At 62.8% G+C, this 15,931-nt stretch carries 18 protein-coding genes; 14 read left to right on the top strand and 4 right to left on the bottom strand.

The features are described 5' to 3' along the window. The 3 genes from H040_RS27575 to H040_RS25325 form a co-directional block, all read left to right on the top strand. On the top strand, nucleotides 1-205 hold a 205-nt coding region (locus H040_RS27575), incomplete at its 5' end, for a hypothetical protein (protein ID WP_218564986.1). A 77-nt stretch (nucleotides 206-282) separates the two neighbouring features. Further along, nucleotides 283-1,170, top strand: coding sequence for a threonine/homoserine exporter RhtA (rhtA, locus tag H040_RS25330; protein ID WP_027919119.1), 888 nt, complete (start codon nucleotides 283-285; stop codon nucleotides 1,168-1,170). A gap of 190 nt (nucleotides 1,171-1,360) precedes the next feature. Further along, the gene (locus tag H040_RS25325; RefSeq protein WP_027919118.1) at nucleotides 1,361-1,642 is read left to right on the top strand and encodes a hypothetical protein; all 282 of its coding nucleotides are present in this window, start codon (nucleotides 1,361-1,363) and stop codon (nucleotides 1,640-1,642) included. Between the two features lie 55 nt (nucleotides 1,643-1,697). Here the strand turns inward: H040_RS25325 and H040_RS25320 are convergent, their stop codons facing one another. After that, nucleotides 1,698-3,506: an aminopeptidase P family protein gene (locus H040_RS25320; RefSeq protein ID WP_027919117.1), complete on the bottom strand. Its 1,809-nt coding sequence runs from the start codon at nucleotides 3,504-3,506 to the stop codon at nucleotides 1,698-1,700. Nucleotides 3,507-3,726: 220 nt separating this feature from the next. On the opposite strand from H040_RS25320, the gene H040_RS25315 reads away from it, so the two are divergent. Beyond that, nucleotides 3,727-4,845: a DUF3182 family protein gene (locus H040_RS25315; RefSeq protein WP_027919116.1), complete on the top strand. Its 1,119-nt coding sequence runs from the start codon at nucleotides 3,727-3,729 to the stop codon at nucleotides 4,843-4,845. Continuing rightward, nucleotides 4,829-5,599 carry an alpha/beta hydrolase family protein gene (locus H040_RS25310; RefSeq protein ID WP_027919115.1) on the top strand — a complete coding sequence of 257 codons (771 nt, stop codon included), beginning with the start codon at nucleotides 4,829-4,831 and terminating at the stop codon, nucleotides 5,597-5,599. Before H040_RS25315 ends, H040_RS25310 begins: the two co-directional genes overlap by 17 nt. Here H040_RS25310 and H040_RS25305 read toward each other — a convergent pair. Further along, nucleotides 5,578-5,958 carry an antibiotic biosynthesis monooxygenase gene (locus H040_RS25305; RefSeq protein WP_027919114.1) on the bottom strand — a complete coding sequence of 127 codons (381 nt, stop codon included), beginning with the start codon at nucleotides 5,956-5,958 and terminating at the stop codon, nucleotides 5,578-5,580. The two genes, H040_RS25310 and H040_RS25305, sit on opposite strands and share 22 nt — an antisense overlap. Before the next feature lie 86 nt (nucleotides 5,959-6,044). Between H040_RS25305 and soxR the strand changes: the two genes are divergently transcribed. Then, nucleotides 6,045-6,497 (top strand): redox-sensitive transcriptional activator SoxR, encoded by a 453-nt coding sequence (gene soxR / locus H040_RS25300; RefSeq protein ID WP_027919113.1) that lies wholly within the window; start codon nucleotides 6,045-6,047, stop codon nucleotides 6,495-6,497. On the opposite strand, the gene H040_RS25295 is transcribed toward soxR, so the two are convergent. After that, nucleotides 6,489-7,478, bottom strand: coding sequence for a GlxA family transcriptional regulator (locus H040_RS25295; RefSeq protein WP_027919112.1), 990 nt, complete (start codon nucleotides 7,476-7,478; stop codon nucleotides 6,489-6,491). The genes soxR and H040_RS25295 overlap by 9 nt on opposite strands. Nucleotides 7,479-7,560: 82 nt before the next feature. On the opposite strand from H040_RS25295, the gene H040_RS25290 reads away from it, so the two are divergent. Further along, on the top strand, nucleotides 7,561-8,109 hold the full coding sequence (locus H040_RS25290) for a cysteine hydrolase family protein (RefSeq protein WP_027919111.1): 549 nt from the start codon (nucleotides 7,561-7,563) through the stop codon (nucleotides 8,107-8,109). 12 nt (nucleotides 8,110-8,121) lie between these two features. Here H040_RS25290 and H040_RS25285 read toward each other — a convergent pair whose 3' ends face one another. Then, nucleotides 8,122-8,685, bottom strand: a complete 564-nt coding sequence (locus H040_RS25285) for a helix-turn-helix domain-containing protein (protein ID WP_027919110.1) — start codon at nucleotides 8,683-8,685, stop codon at nucleotides 8,122-8,124. 83 nt (nucleotides 8,686-8,768) lie between these two features. Here H040_RS25285 and H040_RS25280 point away from each other — a divergent pair, with 83 nt between their 5' ends. The 7 genes from H040_RS25280 (at nucleotide 8,769) to H040_RS25250 (ending at nucleotide 15,926) form a co-directional block, all read left to right on the top strand. Next, nucleotides 8,769-9,719 carry a DMT family transporter gene (locus H040_RS25280; RefSeq protein ID WP_027919109.1) on the top strand — a complete coding sequence of 317 codons (951 nt, stop codon included), beginning with the start codon at nucleotides 8,769-8,771 and terminating at the stop codon, nucleotides 9,717-9,719. 149 nt (nucleotides 9,720-9,868) lie between these two features. Beyond that, nucleotides 9,869-12,784, top strand: a complete 2,916-nt coding sequence (locus H040_RS25275) for a monovalent cation/H+ antiporter subunit A (protein ID WP_027919108.1) — start codon at nucleotides 9,869-9,871, stop codon at nucleotides 12,782-12,784. Continuing rightward, nucleotides 12,784-13,128 carry a Na+/H+ antiporter subunit C gene (locus H040_RS25270; protein ID WP_003250128.1) on the top strand — a complete coding sequence of 115 codons (345 nt, stop codon included), beginning with the start codon at nucleotides 12,784-12,786 and terminating at the stop codon, nucleotides 13,126-13,128. Before H040_RS25275 ends, H040_RS25270 begins: the two co-directional genes overlap by 1 nt. Next, nucleotides 13,125-14,804 carry a monovalent cation/H+ antiporter subunit D gene (locus H040_RS25265; protein WP_027919107.1) on the top strand — a complete coding sequence of 560 codons (1,680 nt, stop codon included), beginning with the start codon at nucleotides 13,125-13,127 and terminating at the stop codon, nucleotides 14,802-14,804. The genes H040_RS25270 and H040_RS25265 overlap by 4 nt, the downstream gene beginning before the upstream one ends. Then, nucleotides 14,801-15,289: a Na+/H+ antiporter subunit E gene (locus H040_RS25260; protein WP_027919106.1), complete on the top strand. Its 489-nt coding sequence runs from the start codon at nucleotides 14,801-14,803 to the stop codon at nucleotides 15,287-15,289. The genes H040_RS25265 and H040_RS25260 overlap by 4 nt, the downstream gene beginning before the upstream one ends. Beyond that, nucleotides 15,286-15,564, top strand: a complete 279-nt coding sequence (locus tag H040_RS25255; protein WP_003250109.1) for a K+/H+ antiporter subunit F — start codon at nucleotides 15,286-15,288, stop codon at nucleotides 15,562-15,564. The genes H040_RS25260 and H040_RS25255 overlap by 4 nt, the downstream gene beginning before the upstream one ends. Beyond that, nucleotides 15,561-15,926 (top strand): Na+/H+ antiporter subunit G, encoded by a 366-nt coding sequence (locus H040_RS25250; protein ID WP_027919105.1) that lies wholly within the window; start codon nucleotides 15,561-15,563, stop codon nucleotides 15,924-15,926. The genes H040_RS25255 and H040_RS25250 overlap by 4 nt, the downstream gene beginning before the upstream one ends. Nucleotides 15,927-15,931 lie beyond the last annotated feature (5 nt).

The raw sequence follows: 15,931 nt of genomic DNA, 5'->3' as shown, positions 1-15,931 counted from the left end.
TTTAAAACCGCTGTCAACCTTCATCTCAACCGCTATCGATCATTCGACCGAAGCACTTCCGATACTACCTGAATCATCCAACTCATTGAATTTCAAAGAGTTTTCCGTTTCGACTACGTCGGAAGTGGGGCGCATTATAAGGGGATTCGAAAGCGCGTCAACCGTTAATTTCATGAAATTGAAACAATCGATAGGAAGCCTGTGAAAGGCACCTTGCACCTCATACCGCCAATTGCGCACTATATTGCACACCCGCACACCCCCAAGGATAGCCGCGCAGAAATGAACACCCAACCCCGCAGCCTGGCCGCCACCCTCTTCCCGATCGGCTTGCTGCTCATTGCCATGGCCTCGATCCAGTCCGGTGCCTCACTGGCGAAAAGCATGTTCCCGATCATCGGCGCACAAGGCACAACGACCCTACGCCTGGTCTTCGCCAGCGTCATCATGTTGCTAATCCTGCGCCCCTGGCGCGTACGCATGACAGCCAACACCCTGCGCAACGTCGTCATTTACGGCATGTCCCTGGGTGGCATGAACTTCCTCTTCTATATGTCGCTGCAAACCACGCCGCTGGGTATCGCCGTCGCCCTGGAGTTCACCGGCCCGCTGGCTGTGGCGCTGTTCGCCTCCCGCCGTGCACTGGATTTCCTGTGGATTGCCCTGGCAGTTGCCGGCCTGTTGCTGCTCTTACCGGTCGGTCATGGCGGACAACCACTTGATGTACTGGGGGCAGCTTATGCACTTGGCGCAGGTGTGTGCTGGGCACTCTATATTCTGTTCGGCCAGCGTGCCGGGGCCGAGCACGGCATCCAGAGCGCTGCCCTCGGAGTCGTGGTCGCGGCCTTGTTCGTCGCGCCCATCGGCATCGTCCATGCTGGCAGTGCATTGCTCACCCCGGCAGTAATCCCGCTGGCACTGGGCGTCGCCGTACTTTCGACCGCCCTGCCCTATAGCCTGGAAATGGTCGCCCTGACTCGCATGCCAGCGCGGACCTTCGGCACGCTGATGAGTATCGAGCCGGCGATAGGCGCACTGTCAGGCCTGCTGTTCCTCGGCGAAGTTCTGAGCACCACGCAGTGGCTGGCAATTCTTGCCATCATCGCAGCCTCGGCTGGCGCCACGTTGTCCATGCGCCGCGAGGCAAGTCCGGCAGTCGCAGCAGACTGATTTGAGACATATTTTCATTTGCGACGATATTAGTGATTGTCCCCATCCGCCGCGCTGATTAAGCTGTCACAAAATCATAATCTTTACGCTATCTACTTGTGCGAACACGGATGTCGAGGAAGATCCAGGAAGAACCTAAGCGATAACGACAGGGCCGGGAAGCGGAACAGCCCTGCATTTAAGGACAGGAATGAAACATATTTTGCTCATCCTGGCCGTCTTGGCCATTGCCGGATGCGCCGCAACGGCCAAGACTGAGGTCAAAAAAGGGAAAAAGGGCCTGCATATCAATTGCTCTGGCCTGTCTTCCTCGTGGGACAAGTGCTACAGCAAGGCGGCCAGTTCCTGCAGTCCACGCGGTTACAAGGTGATCGCGCGCTCCGGTGACACTGACGAGGAGCCCGGGGACTACTTGTTCGGCATCAACCCCGCCGGTTATACCAGTCGCAGCATGATCGTCATCTGCAAATGAGAAAGGGCAGCCGTGAGCTGCCCTTTTTTTATTTATCGACTTGCCATCAGGCCGCTCAAAGCGGTGCAGTACGCCTCTTCAGCCAATCCAGCGCAGCCCCTTGCAGCAAAGGTGCCAGGCGCTCATGCACCATTGCATGGTACTGATTCAACCACCCCCGCTCGTCCACGGTCAGCCTCTCGGGAAGCAGGCAGCGGGTATCGATAGGGCACAGCGTCAAGGTCTCGAAACGCAGGAAGTCACCAAACGCACTTTTGCCTGACGCTCGGTTGACCACCAGATTTTCGATACGCACACCCCAAGCACCAGGCCGGTAGGTGCCCGGCTCGATCGAACTGATCATTCCTTCCTGCATTGCCGTCTGCGGGGTGGTTGCCGCCTGATAGGCGATAACCTGCGGACCTTCGTGCACATTCATGAAGTAACCAACGCCATGCCCGGTACCATGGCCGTAGTCGACCTGGTCTGCCCAAATCGGCGCCCGTGCGATGGCATCGAGCAACGGTGACAGGATGCCGCGCGGGAAACTGGCACGCGACAAGGCGATCACACCCTTGAGTACGCGCGTGCAGTCCTGCTTCTGCTCCAGGCTCGGATTACCTACCGGTACCATCCGCGTGATGTCGGTGGTGCCTCCCAGATACTGCCCTCCAGAGTCGATCAACAGCAGGCCATCACCTTCGATTACCGCATGGGAGTCTTCGGTAGCACGGTAATGCGGCATCGCGCCGTTGCCATTGAACGCCGCAATGGTCGAGAAGCTCAGCGAGACGAAGCCTGGCCGGCGGGCACGCGCAGCACTCAACTGCTCATCCACCGTCAGCTCGGTGATGACCTCCTGGCCCTGGTGCGCTTCAAACCAGGCGAAGAACTCGCACAAGGCCGCGCCATCCTGCTCCATGACCTGGCGTACATGCACCAGCTCCTCTTCGCCTTTGCGTGATTTGCTCAGCGTGGTCGGGTTCAACCCTTCGACCAGCTGTACTTTGGCGTCCAGGTTCTTCAGCAAGCCGCAGGTCACGCGAACCGGATCGACCAGCAGCCGGCTGTCGGCCGCCAGCGCTGTCAAGGCATCGTGCACCGCCGCGTAATCGCGCACTTCGATACCATCGACCTCAAGCACATGGCGCAAATGCTCATCGAGCTTTCCGGCACCGATGAACAGGATCGCCTGCTCCTTGCCGATCAAGGCAAAGGAAACGAAAACCGGGTTGTAGGGCACATCGCTGCCGCGCAGGTTGAACAACCAGGCGATATCGTCCAGGGTCGCGATGAAGTGCCAATCGGCACCCTTCTCCTGCAGCGTGGCGCGCAACTGGCCAAGTTTCTCGGCACGACTGACCGTGGCATGGGGCGGGAGGTGCTGATAGACCGGATTGCCTGGCAACGCTGGACGGCCCTCCCAAACTTCGGCAAGCAGATCCCGATCGGTTACCAGACGCGCCTCGCGAGCCCTGAGCCGTTCTTCAAGCTGCCGCGCCGCAGCCAACGCCATGACCGCGCCATCCACAGCCACGGCGCCATTCAACCGAACATTGTCCCCGAGCCACTCCAGCGCGCCCGGTTTGCCCGGCAGCAACTTCATCAAGCCGATGCCGCTACCAGCCAGTTCCTTCTCGGCTTGCTCCCAATAGCGACTATCGACCCATACGCCGGCAAAGTCCGCAGTCACCACCAAAGTGCCCACCGAGCCATCGAACCCCGAGAGCCACCGACGCCCCTGCCAGTAACCTGGCAGATACTCGGAAAGATGCGGGTCTGCCGACGGCACCAGCAGGGCATCGACGCCCTCCCGGGCCATGACCTGGCGCACGCGCGCCAGGCGCTCCGGCACACTTTGCTGAATCGTGGTCTGAACGTTCATGCGCACTCCTGCGGACACATCGAGATTATTCCAGGATGAGGATAATGGAACAGCTGCCACGGTGCCGCAATCATGGCGACCGACTCACGGCACGCTATGCCCATCACGTCACCCGCAAACAAGACGCTTCCTACAACTGAGCAGGGACCTTCAGTCACTTCGAGCTGAACTTACCGTTGGCACAGGCTTCACAACCTATACATTCATTGCACACAGGCAGATACCCATGCCCAGTGCCTGCGACCAGAAGACAACCGTGGTGCTGCTCGACACCCGTGAGTACACCCCGGAACATGAACATGCCGTGCACCTGAAGCTGGCCGAACGCCTGGCCCGGTTGTTGGGTTGCGATGCCGTGCGGACCGATGTGCCGACCAGGGCAGACCCTCGCTGCTACTACGTGCCGACCGAAACCTTGGTCGGCACTGAGCGTTATGCCGCCATGGGCATTCGCAGCGAGCAGGACCTGTTCGGCGGCCTGGTCAGCCACCCCTACATGGCTACCAAGGCCATTTCCCATCCGCTACCGGCCAATGCCGAGTTCCCACCCGGCTGGACCGATGCCTTCGCTTGCCATGCCAGTGACGCCCTGCTCTGCGGCTACACCGTGTTCAGCAAGGCAGATGCCCGCCGCGCTGCCCAGCTACTGCTGCGTAATGGCCCGCTGCGGGTGAAGCCGGTGTTGGCGTGTGCCGGCCGCGGCCAACACGTCATCACCCACGCGGATGAGCTGGAGCCGCTGCTGGCCAACATGGACGAACGGGACCTGGCCCTGTGTGGCCTGGTGCTGGAGGAGGACCTGGACAAGGTAGAAACCTTCAGCGTTGGCCAGGTCCGCGTCGCAGGCCTGACCTGCAGCTATCACGGCACCCAGCAACTGACCCGGGACCACCAAGGCACCGAGGTCTACGGCGGCTCCGAACTGGTGGTGGTGCGGGGTGACTACCAGGCACTGCTGCAGCGGCCTCTGGAGGATCATCTGCGCCTGGCGATCAACCAGGCCATGACCTACGAACAAGCCGCAGAACAGCATTTCCCGGGTTTCATCGCTTCGCGGCGCAACTATGACATCGCCCGCGGCACCACAGCCCAAGGCTATCTGCGCAGCGGTGTACTCGAACAATCCTGGCGCCTGGGCGGAGCCAGCAGTGCCGAGCTCCTGGCGTTGCAGGCATTTGCCGACGACCCGGCACTGCAGCAGGTATGCGCTTCAACCCATGAAGTGTTCGGCAGCCCCGACCTGCCCACTGACGCCACCCTCTTCTATCAAGGAAACGACAGTGAACTCGGACAACTCAGCAAGTACGCGCGGATTCGACAGCATGAGCATTCAGAGTGAAACCGTTGAACTGCAAGTCGAAGATGACAGCATCGTCGGCACCCTGGTCAGCCCCGGCAGCAAGATGCCAGGCATTCTCTTCGTTCACGGCTGGGGCGGCAGCCAGCAGCGCGACCTGGCGCGCGCCCGGCATATCACCGGCCTGGGCTGCGTGTGCATGACTTTCGACCTGCGCGGCCACGAGAAGACCGAAAGCCAGCGCCTGACCGTCACCCGCGAACAGAACCTCAAGGACCTGCTGGCTGCCTACGACCGGCTGGTCAGCCACCCGGCGGTGGACAGCAGCGCCATTGCCATCATCGGCAGCAGCTACGGCGGCTACCTGGCCACCCTGCTGACCTTGCAGCGACCGGTGAAATGGCTGGCACTGCGGGTGCCGGCGATGTACTGGGACGACGAATGGAACATGCCCAAACAGGCCCTGGACCGCCAGCGCCTCAATGCCTATCGCCAGCGCGCCCTCGGCCCGGCCGACAATCGCGCCCTAGCCGCTTGCGCCGAGTTTGCCGGCGACGTCCTGCTGGTCGAATCGGAACAGGACGACTATGTGCCTCACTCTACGCTGATGAGCTATCGGTCGGCGTTCGTCAGTGCGCACTCGCTGACCCATCGTATCGTCGACGGCGCCGACCACGCTTTGTCCAGTGAAGCGAGTCAGAAGGCCTACAGCTCGATCCTGGCCGCGTGGATCAGCGAAATGGTGGTTGGTGCGCGCCTTGACCGCTACCCACACTACGCCCCTTGGTACGCCTGACCCTCACCAACCTGGCAATGCAAGCCCCCATCAGCGCCGCGCACCAGGCTGCGCAGCGCCTGGTAGGCGGCGAAATTGACACCTCGCGCCTGATGCTGACTCAGCAGTTCGAGGAACGGTTCTTCGGCAAAGCAGTCAGCAGCCGACGCCCAGGCCAGGCGTGATTGCCATTGCAGGTACTGCAAGACGCGGCTGCCATCGTCGCTGGCCTGGATGCTGACACTTTGCAACCCTTGGCAACGCGCGGCCAGTTCTTCGCTGCGGGTGACCAAGGCCTGAGCCAGCGCCGCCTGACGCGAGGCAGGTACTTCGTATTCGATCATCTGAGTGAACCACAGGGAATGCGGCATAGCCGTCATGGCGAATCTCCTTGCTGCGGGCGCTTGCTACGGAATGGCCAGCAGGGTAAAACCTCCAGTTAACTCAAGGTCAAGCGATTTTTCCCATGCCCAGCAACCCATCTGCCGCCACGGACAAACTGCTCAGCGTCGGCCAACTGGCAGCGCGCAGCGGCGTGGCAGTAACCGCCCTGCATTTCTACGAAACAAAGGGGCTGATCCAGAGCACCCGCAATGCTGGCAACCAGCGGCGCTATCCCAGGGCAATGCTGCGTCGGGTCGCAGTGATCAAGATGGCCCAGCGCCTCGGCATACCCCTGGCCGAGATCGCCTCTGCGCTGGCCGCACTGCCCATCGACCACACTCCGACCGCTGAAGACTGGCAGCAGCTTTCGGCGCGCTGGCGTGATGATCTGAGCCGGCGTATCGACGAAATGGTCAGGCTGCGCGACCAGCTCGATGGTTGCATCGGCTGCGGTTGCATGTCGCTGAAGGAGTGCCCGTTGCGTAACCGCCAGGACCACTTGGCTGATGCCGGGCCGGGGCCGCACCTACCCTGAGCAGGCCAGAGCAAGGCGTTGTCGGTACTCGCTTGGCGTCAGCCCGGTGATGCGCTGGAACACCTTGCGAAACGCCCCGGGGTCCTGATACCCCACCCCCCAGGCAACCTGCTCGACCGTACGCCGGGTGAACTCCAGCATCCGACAGGCGCGCCCCACTCTTACCTGCTGGCAATACTCGGTAGGCTTCAACCCGGTGGCCGCACGGAAGCGCCTGAGGAATGTACGCGCCTCAAGCCCGGCACAACTTGCCATGCCTGCGAGGTCGGCGTCTTGCGCGCCATCTGCCTGCAACCAGTGCTGAACCCTGAGCACCGCTTCGTCACCATGATCCAGACGCGGGTTGAACCGTGCCCCCGGCATCGGCCTGGTGACCGGCTCGACAGACATGTAGCGCGCCGTCTCCCAGGCCACGGAGGCACCAAGGTAGCGCTCCAACAGGCGCAGCCCCAGCTCGGTCCAGGCCATCAAGCCGGCTGAAGTCATGATGTCACCGTCATCCAGCAGCGGCTGGTTGGCCTCCACGCGAACCTTTGGGTAACGTTGGGCGAGGGCCTGCGCATAGTTCCAGTGGGTACTCGCAGCCCGGCCATCTAGCAGGCCACTGTCAGCGATGAAGAACACGCCGATGCACACCGACGCCAGCACCGTGCCCTGACCATGCCACTGGCGCAGCACCTGCCGATGACGCTCGAGCAGTTCCAAAGCAGGCGTCGACTCGAGGCTGGGCGCAATGATCAGCACGCGCAGCGGCTGGCCCGCCGTGCCAGGGCTATCCTCAAGCAGCTGCAAAAGCCCTGCCTCATCGACCTGCCAGTGGCTGACACGCACCCGTGGCAGCTCGACCGCACCCAGTTCGGCGGCCACGCGGTTGGCCACGCTGAACAGGTCATTCAGGCCATGCAGCGCCGCGCGCTGCGCGCCCGGGTAGTGCAGCAGGCCGATCTCCAGGCTGCCAAGGCTGTCAGTTTTTGCCGTCATTGTGTCGATCGCGCCAATCCTCAAGTCGGTGCCCACAGCCTATAACTATCGTCATCCAACGACTACTGCCACAGGAGGCAGCATGAGCAAGCAGGCCCTGATCATCATCGACATCCAGAACGACTACTTCCCCGGCGGCAAATGGACCCTCGACGGGGCCGACAAGGCGGCTGACAACGCCGCACGCCTGCTGGCCGCGGCGCGCCGGAAAGGCGACCTGGTGGTTCACGTGCGCCATGAATTCGAAAGCGCCGATGCGCCTTTCTTCGCCCCGGGTACCCAGGGCTCGGCCATTCATTCAAAGGTGGCGCCAACGGCGGACGAGCCTGTGGTACTCAAGCACAAGGTCAACGCGTTTCTCGGGACCGACCTTAAACAGACGCTGGACCAGCATCAGATCAAGGCCGTGACCATCGTGGGCAGCATGAGCCACATGTGCATCGACGCTGCCTCCCGTGCGGCTGCCGACTTTGGCTATGACGTCACTGTCGCGCACGATGCCTGCGCCACCCTGCCGCTGGCGTTCAATGGCAAGCAGGTCCCGGCAGCCCACGTGCACGACTCGGCCATGGCCGCGCTGGCGTTCGCTTATGCCAAAGTGGTGAAGACTGACGAGCTGCTCGAGGGCTGAGCCTGGCGCCGCTCAGATCACCACATTACGCACGAAGCGCACAGGGGCGACCCCGTCATTGCGGTAGGCATAGCGGCAGTTGCTGGGGAACACATGGAACTGCCCGACCTGCAGGCGATGTTCGGTGCCTTCGATGATCAGCGTCAGCTGTCCTTCGGCCACGTAGATCTGCTCACTCCAGCCCTCGGCATCGGCTTCGCTGGTGTAGCACTCGCCAGGCGCAAGGGTCCATTCCCAGATTTCCACTTCGCGCCGGGCAGCGCTGCTGGCCAGCAGCACTGCCTTGCTCTGCGGGTGCTCGCCGGTCCAGGCCAGTTCGTCGATGCGGCTAGGGTCGCGCTGATCCGGAGCCTGTATCAGAGTGCTGAAGGCGACCCCGAGGGCTTCGGCAATCAGGTCGAGTGTGGTCAGGCTGACATTCTTCTCGCCCGCCTCGATTGCCACCAGCATCCGCCGGCTGACCCCGGAGCGCTCGGCCAGGGCACTCTGGCTCATACCGGCCGCGTTGCGCAGGCTACGGACATTGAAGCTGACGTGTTGCAGCACCGATGCACGGTGCGCGGAATCTTTGTGCACTATATTGCTCACCCTTACCCATTGCGCAGTATACTGCCCACTTTGCGGCGATTGTGCGCCGCCCCCTCCGAGTGCGCAAGACCATGAGCCAGCCGACCAGCAGCCCACAGACCGCAGTATCTTTTCGCCTGAGCAAGGCAGAAATGGTGCTGGTGTTCATCACCATGCTATGGGGCGGCACCTTTCTGCTGGTACACAACGTCATGACCGTGAGCGGCCCGATGTTCTTCGTCGGCCTGCGCTTCGCCGCAGCGGCGCTGTTCGTCGGCCTGGCCTCGGCGCGTGCATTGCCCGGCCTGACGTTCACGGAGCTGAAGGCCGGCGTACTCATCGGGGTGTCCATCATGCTGGGTTACGGCCTGCAGACCATGGGCCTGCAAACCATCAGCAGCAGCCAGTCAGCATTCATTACTGCGCTCTACGTACCGTTCGTACCGCTGTTGCAATGGCTGGTGCTGGGGCGTCGCCCAGGGTTGATGCCAAGCATCGGTATCTGCCTGGCATTCGTCGGCTTGATGTTACTGGCCGGGCCCGAAGGCGGCGCGCTGCATTTCAGCGAAGGTGAAGTGGTAACCCTGGTGAGCGCCGTGGCCATCGCCGCCGAGATCATCCTGATCAGCAGGTTCGCCGGCCAGGTCGATGTGCGCCGGGTCACCGTGGTGCAATTGGCCACTGCTTCGCTGCTGGCGTTTCTGATGATCGTCCCGACCCAGGAACGCCTGCCTGATTTTTCCTGGCTGCTGTTGCTTAGCGCACTGGGCCTGGGCGCCATGAGCGCAGTGATTCAGGTGGCGATGAACTGGGCGCAGAAGTCGGTCTCACCAACCCGCGCTACGCTGATCTACGCGGGCGAGCCGGTCTGGGCGGGTATCGTCGGGCGCATCGCTGGCGAGCGCCTGCCCGGCATCGCGCTGATCGGCGGGTTGCTGATCGTCATAGCCGTGGTGGTGAGCGAGCTGAAGATCCGCCGCAACCGTGAAACCAGCGAAGCCCACGAAGCGCCCGCCCGTCGCGAACACGAAGCCGGCCTGTAAAGCGCCCGGCAACGTCTATGCTCTGTAAAAAACTGTTATAAAAAAACAGCTTGTCACAGCGCTTTTGTAGGATTCTGCGACAGCTTGCGTGTTGGTGATCAACGGCCCGGCACGTATGATCCTTGCAAACCTTTCCAGAATAGAACTCTATGTCATTGATAGTGCTACTGCTTCTGCCGTTCGTGGGCAGTTGCCTGGCAGCTGTGCTGCCGCACAACGCACGTAACACCGAGTCCATCCTGGCCGGGCTCGTGGCCCTGGTCGGCACTGTCCAGGTCGCCCTGCTGTACCCTCAGATTGCCGATGGCGGCATAATCCGCGAAGAAATCCTCTGGCTGCCCAGCCTGGGCCTGAACCTGGTCCTGCGCATGGACGGTTTCGCCTGGCTGTTCTCATTACTGGTACTGGGTATCGGCACCCTGGTATCGCTGTATGCGCGCTACTACATGTCGCCGCAGGACCCGGTGCCGCGCTTCTTCGCCTTCTTCCTGGCATTCATGGGTGCCATGCTTGGCCTGGTGATCTCAGGCAACCTGATTCAGCTGGTGTTCTTCTGGGAATTGACCAGTCTGTTCTCCTTCCTGCTGATCGGTTACTGGCACCACCGCGCCGACGCCCGCCGCGGCGCCTATATGGCGCTGATGGTCACCGGCGCCGGTGGCCTGTGCCTACTGGTCGGGGCTCTGCTGCTCGGCCATGTGGTCGGCAGCTACGACCTGGACAAGGTCCTGGCTGCCGGCGAAACCGTTCGCCAGCACGCACTCTACCCGGTGCTGCTACCTCTGATTCTGATCGGCGCATTGAGCAAGAGTGCGCAATTCCCCTTCCAGTTCTGGCTGCCCCATGCCATGGCAGCACCCACTCCGGTTTCCGCCTACCTGCACTCGGCGACCATGGTCAAGGCCGGCGTATTCCTGCTGGCGCGCCTCTGGCCGGTGTTGTCGGGCAGTGAGGAGTGGTTCTGGATCGTCGGCGGGGCAGGTGCCGTGACCTTGTTGCTGGGCGCCTTCGCCGCGATGTTCCAGAACGACCTCAAGGGCCTGCTGGCATATTCAACCATCAGCCACCTGGGCCTGATCACCCTGCTGCTGGGCCTCAACAGCCCGCTGGCTGCGGTCGCCGCAGTGTTCCACATTCTCAACCATGCCACCTTCAAGGCCTCGTTGTTCATGGCCGCCGGCATTATCGACCATGAAAGCGGCACCCGTGACATCCGCCGCCTGAGCGGCCTGATACGCCTGGTGCCCTACACCGCCACCCTGGCCATGGTGGCCAGCGCCTCGATGGCCGGCGTGCCATTGATGAACGGTTTCCTGTCCAAGGAAATGTTCTTTGCCGAAACCGTGTTCATCACTTCAACTGCCTGGGTGGAAGCCGCTTTGCCGGTAATAGCCACCCTCGCCGGCACCTTCAGCGTCGCCTATGCCCTGCGCTTCACCGTCGACGTATTCTTCGGGCCTCCGGCCGAAGACCTGCCGCACACACCACACGAGCCCCCCCGCTGGATGCGTGCGCCGGTCGAACTGCTGGTGCTCACCTGCCTGGTGGTGGGTATCTTCCCGGCCCAGTCGGTCGGTCCATTGCTGGCCGCCGCTGCACTGCCAGTGGTGGGTGGCACGCTACCGGAATATAGCCTGGCCATCTGGCACGGCTGGAACGCGCCGCTGATCATGAGCCTGGTCGCCATGAGTGGTGGTGTCGTCCTTTACCTGCTGCTGCGCAACCAGCTGCGCCTGGGGCGCTTCCCGCATCCGCCGTTGATCGAGCGCTTCAACGGCAAGCGCCTGTTCGAACATGGCCAGGTCCGCCTGATGCTGCTGTCTCGGCGGGTCGAGGGCTTGCTGACCAGCCGTCGACTGCAGTCGCAGCTGTTCATGCTGGTGCTGGCAGCATTCATCGCCGGCCTCACACCGATGCTGTACAGCGGCTTGAGCTGGGGTAACCGGCCGAAGATCCCTGGCTCCGGTGTGTTCGTCGCGCTATGGCTGATCGCAATCGCCTGCGCCATCGGCGCCGCGTACCAGGCCAAGTATCACCGCTTGGCGGCATTGATCATGGTCAGCGTCTGCGGCCTGATGACCTGCATCACGTTCGTCTGGTTCTCGGCACCCGACCTGGCCCTGACCCAGCTGGTGGTCGAGGTCGTCACCACGGTACTGATCCTGCTCGGCCTGCGCTGGTTGCCACGGCGTATCGAGGGCGTCTCGCCACTACCTGGCAGCCTCGACCGCGCCCGTGCCCGGCGCCTGCGCGACCTGCTGCTGGCGATGCTGGTCGGTATCGGCATGGCAGTGTTGTCGTACGCCATGCTGACCCGGCCTACGCCCAACGACATTTCTTCGTTCTACCTCAGCCGCGCCCTGCCACAAGGTGGCGGTACCAACGTGGTCAACGTGATGCTGGTGGACTTCCGCGGCTTCGATACCCTCGGCGAAATCACCGTGCTGGTGGCCGTGGCGCTGACCGTATTCGCCCTGCTGCGACGCTTCCGTCCACCGAAAGAGAGCATGCAGTTGCCGGCACAGCAGCGCCAGTTGGCCCCAGACGTGGTCACCGACCTGATCAACCCGCGGCATGCCACCGACACGGCCCTGGGCTTCATGATGGTGCCGGCGGTGCTGGTGCGCCTGCTGCTGCCCATCGCCTTGCTGGTCTCGATGTACCTGTTCATGCGTGGCCATAACCAACCGGGCGGCGGTTTCGTCGCCGGCCTGGTGATGTCGGTGGCGTTCATCCTCCAGTACATGGTCGCCGGCACCCAGTGGGTCGAAGCGCAGATGAGCCTGCGGCCGCTGCGCTGGATGGGCACCGGGCTACTTTGCGCGACCTTGACCGGGGTCGGTGCGATGCTGCTGGGTTACCCGTTCCTCACCACCCATACCGCTCATCTGCACCTGCCGTTGCTCGGCGACGTGCATGTAGCCAGCGCGTTGTTCTTCGACATTGGCGTGTACACCGTGGTGGTCGGCTCCACCCTGCTGATCCTCACTGCCCTGGCGCACCAGTCGGTGCGCGCCTACCGTCCGGGCAACCCGTCGAAATCCAGCCAAGCAGGAGCCGCCTGATGGAAGAAGTCATCGCAGTCGCCATTGGTGTACTGGCCGCCTCAGGGGTGTGGTTGATCCTGCGCCCACGCACCTACCAGGTGATCATGGGCCTGTGCCTGCTGTCGTACGGGGTTAACCTGTTCATTTTCAGCATGGGCAGCTTGTTCATCGGCAAGGAGCCGATCATCAAGGACGGCGTGACCCAGGACCTGCTGCACTACACCGACCCGCTGCCGCAGGCGCTGGTGCTTACGGCCATCGTCATCAGCTTTGCCATGACCGCGCTGTTCCTCGTCGTGCTGCTGGCATCTCGAGGCCTGACCGGTACCGACCATGTGGATGGCCGGGAGCGTGACGAATGAGTGGCATGAGTCAACTGATCGTCGCCCCCATCCTGCTGCCGCTGCTGACTGCGGCGGTGATGCTGTTGCTGGGCGAAAAGCATCGCCAGATCAAGGCCCGCCTGAACCTGCTTTCGACCTTTACCGGGCTGGCCGTCGCCGTCAGCCTGCTGCTGTGGGTGCGCACCCAGGGGCAAGCGGAATCAATCGGTGTCTACCTGCCCGGCAACTGGCCCGCACCCTTTGGCATCGTGCTGGTGGTGGATCACCTTTCAGCCCTGCTGCTGACCCTGACCGGTGTCATCGGCGTCAGCGCCCTGCTGTTCGCTCGCGCCCGCTGGGATGGTGCCGGCGCCAGCTTCCATGCGTTGTTCCAGATCCAGCTGATGGGCCTGTATGGCGCCTTCCTCACCGCCGACCTGTTCAACCTGTTCGTGTTTTTCGAAGTGTTGCTGGCAGCGTCCTACGGCCTGTTGCTGCATGGCTCGGGGCGGGCACGGGTGCGTGCCGGGCTGCATTACATCGCGATCAACCTGTTCGCCTCGTCGCTTTTCCTGATTGGCGCGGCGATGCTGTATGGCGTGACTGGCACCCTCAACATGGCCGACCTGGCCTTGAAGATCCCACTGGTTCCGGAAGCGGACCGTGGCCTGCTGCACGCTGGAGCGGCGATCCTGGCCATGGCGTTCCTGGTCAAGGCCGGCATCTGGCCGCTGAACTTCTGGTTGGTGCCTGCCTATGCCTCGGCCAGTGCGCCGGTCGCCGCGCTGTTCGCCATCATGACCAAGGTCGGCCTGTACGCAGTACTGCGCCTGTGGACCCTGCTGTTTTCCGGGCAGGCCGGTGCTTCAGCGCATTTCGGCGGGCAGTGGCTGGTCTATGGGGGGCTGGTCACCCTGGCCGTGGCGGCAGTGTCGATTATGGCTGCGCAACGCCTGGAGCGCATGGCTGCGCTGAGCATCCTGGTTTCCGCCGGCACCCTGCTCGGCGCGGTCGGTTTCGCCCAGCCAGCGCTCACTGGCGCGGCCTTGTTCTACCTGGTCAATTCGACCTTGGCGCTGTGTGCGCTGTTCCTGCTCGCCGAACTGGTCGAGCGCTCGCGCTCGGCCAACGAAGCGCCGCTGGATGAAGAAGAAGACGCCATGCCTCCACCGCTCGAGTCGCTTCACCCACCCAAAGGCATCAACCTCGACGACGAGCAGAAGGTGGTGATCGGCCAGATCATTCCCTGGACCATGGCGTTTCTCGGCCTGAGCTTCATCGCCTGCGCCCTGCTGATCATCGGCATGCCGCCGCTATCCGGGTTCGTCAGCAAGCTCAACCTGATCAGCGCGCTGTTCAACCCACAGGGCTTGGGCATGCCAGCCGAGCACCCCCTGTCGGTGGCGGGCTGGGTGCTGGTGGCCCTGCTGATCCTCTCGGGCATGGCCTCGCTGATCGCCTTCGGCCGGGTCGGCATCCAGCGTTTCTGGAAGCCCGAAGAACGCCCCTCACCGGTGCTACGCCGCTACGAGTGCTTGCCCATCGTAGTCCTGCTCGGCCTGTGCATCATCCTCAGCTTCAGGGCTGAACCTTTGCTGCGCTACACCCAGGACACCGCGGCCAGCCTGCAGGCACCGGACGCCTATATCGAAGCCGTGATGGCCGCCCGCCCCGTCCCTGGCCCGACCTCACTCGACGTACAGGTGCAGCCATGAGCCGACTGTTCCCCGCTCCGCTGCTGTCCGCTGCATTGTTCGTGCTGTGGCTGCTGTTGAACCTGTCGGTCAGCCCCGGCAACCTGTTGCTGGGCGCAGCACTTGGCGTGCTGGCCCCGTTGCTGATGGCACCGCTGCGCCCGCAGTACGCGCACGTGCGCAAACCGTGGGTGGTGGCAAAGCTGATTGGCCGGGTCGGCATCGATGTCATCCATTCCAACCTGCTGGTGGCCATCGGTGTACTGCGTGCCGGGCAACGCCCGCCCCGCTCGGCCTTCGTGCACATCCCGCTGGACCTGCGCGACGCCCACGGCCTCGCGGCACTGTCGATGATCACCACTGTAGTGCCCGGCACTGTTTGGTCGGAACTGGCCCTGGACCGCAGCGTGCTGCTGCTGCATGTGTTCGATCTGAGCGACGAAGCGGCCTTCATCGAGCACTTCAAGCTCACCTACGAACGCCCGTTGATGGAGATCTTCGAATGACAGGCCTGCTCGCCAACGCAGTCCTCGCCAGCCTGTTCATCTTCGCCCTGGCCATGGGCCTGGCGTTGATCCGGCTATTTCGCGGCCCTTCCGCCCAGGACCGGGTGCTGGCGCTGGACTACTTGTACATCCTGGCCATGCTGACGATGCTGGTGCTGGGAATCCGCTACGCCAGTGACACCTACTTTGAAGGTGCACTGCTGATTGCCCTGTTCGGCTTTGTCGGCTCGTTCGCCCTGGCCAAGTTCCTTCTGCGTGGCGAGGTGATCGAATGACCGAAGCCCTTGAACTGCCATTCTGGCTCGAACTGGTCACGGCCGCGCTGCTGTTGCTCGGCAGCCTCTTCGCACTGATCGGCGCCATTGGCCTGCTGCGCCTGCAAGACTACTTCCAGCGCATGCACCCACCGGCGCTGGCTTCGACCATCGGTGCCTGGTGCGTGGCACTGGCCTCGATCATCTACTTTTCCTGGCTCAAGGGTGGCCCGGTGCTGCACGCCTGGCTGATCCCGATCCTGCTTTCGATCACCGTACCGGTCACGACACTGCTGCTGGCCCGGGCGGCGCTGTTCCGCAAACGCATGTCGAAAGAAGATGTACCCGAGGAAGTGAGCAGCGGCCGCGATCACGGCCACTGATACGG

This window comes from Pseudomonas sp. URMO17WK12:I7 (assembly GCF_003269045.1).
GTDB classification, from domain to species: domain Bacteria; phylum Pseudomonadota; class Gammaproteobacteria; order Pseudomonadales; family Pseudomonadaceae; genus Aquipseudomonas; species Aquipseudomonas putida_J.
The sequence above is the reverse complement of the archived record's forward strand: the minus strand, read 5'-3'. Positions and strand labels throughout refer to the sequence as shown.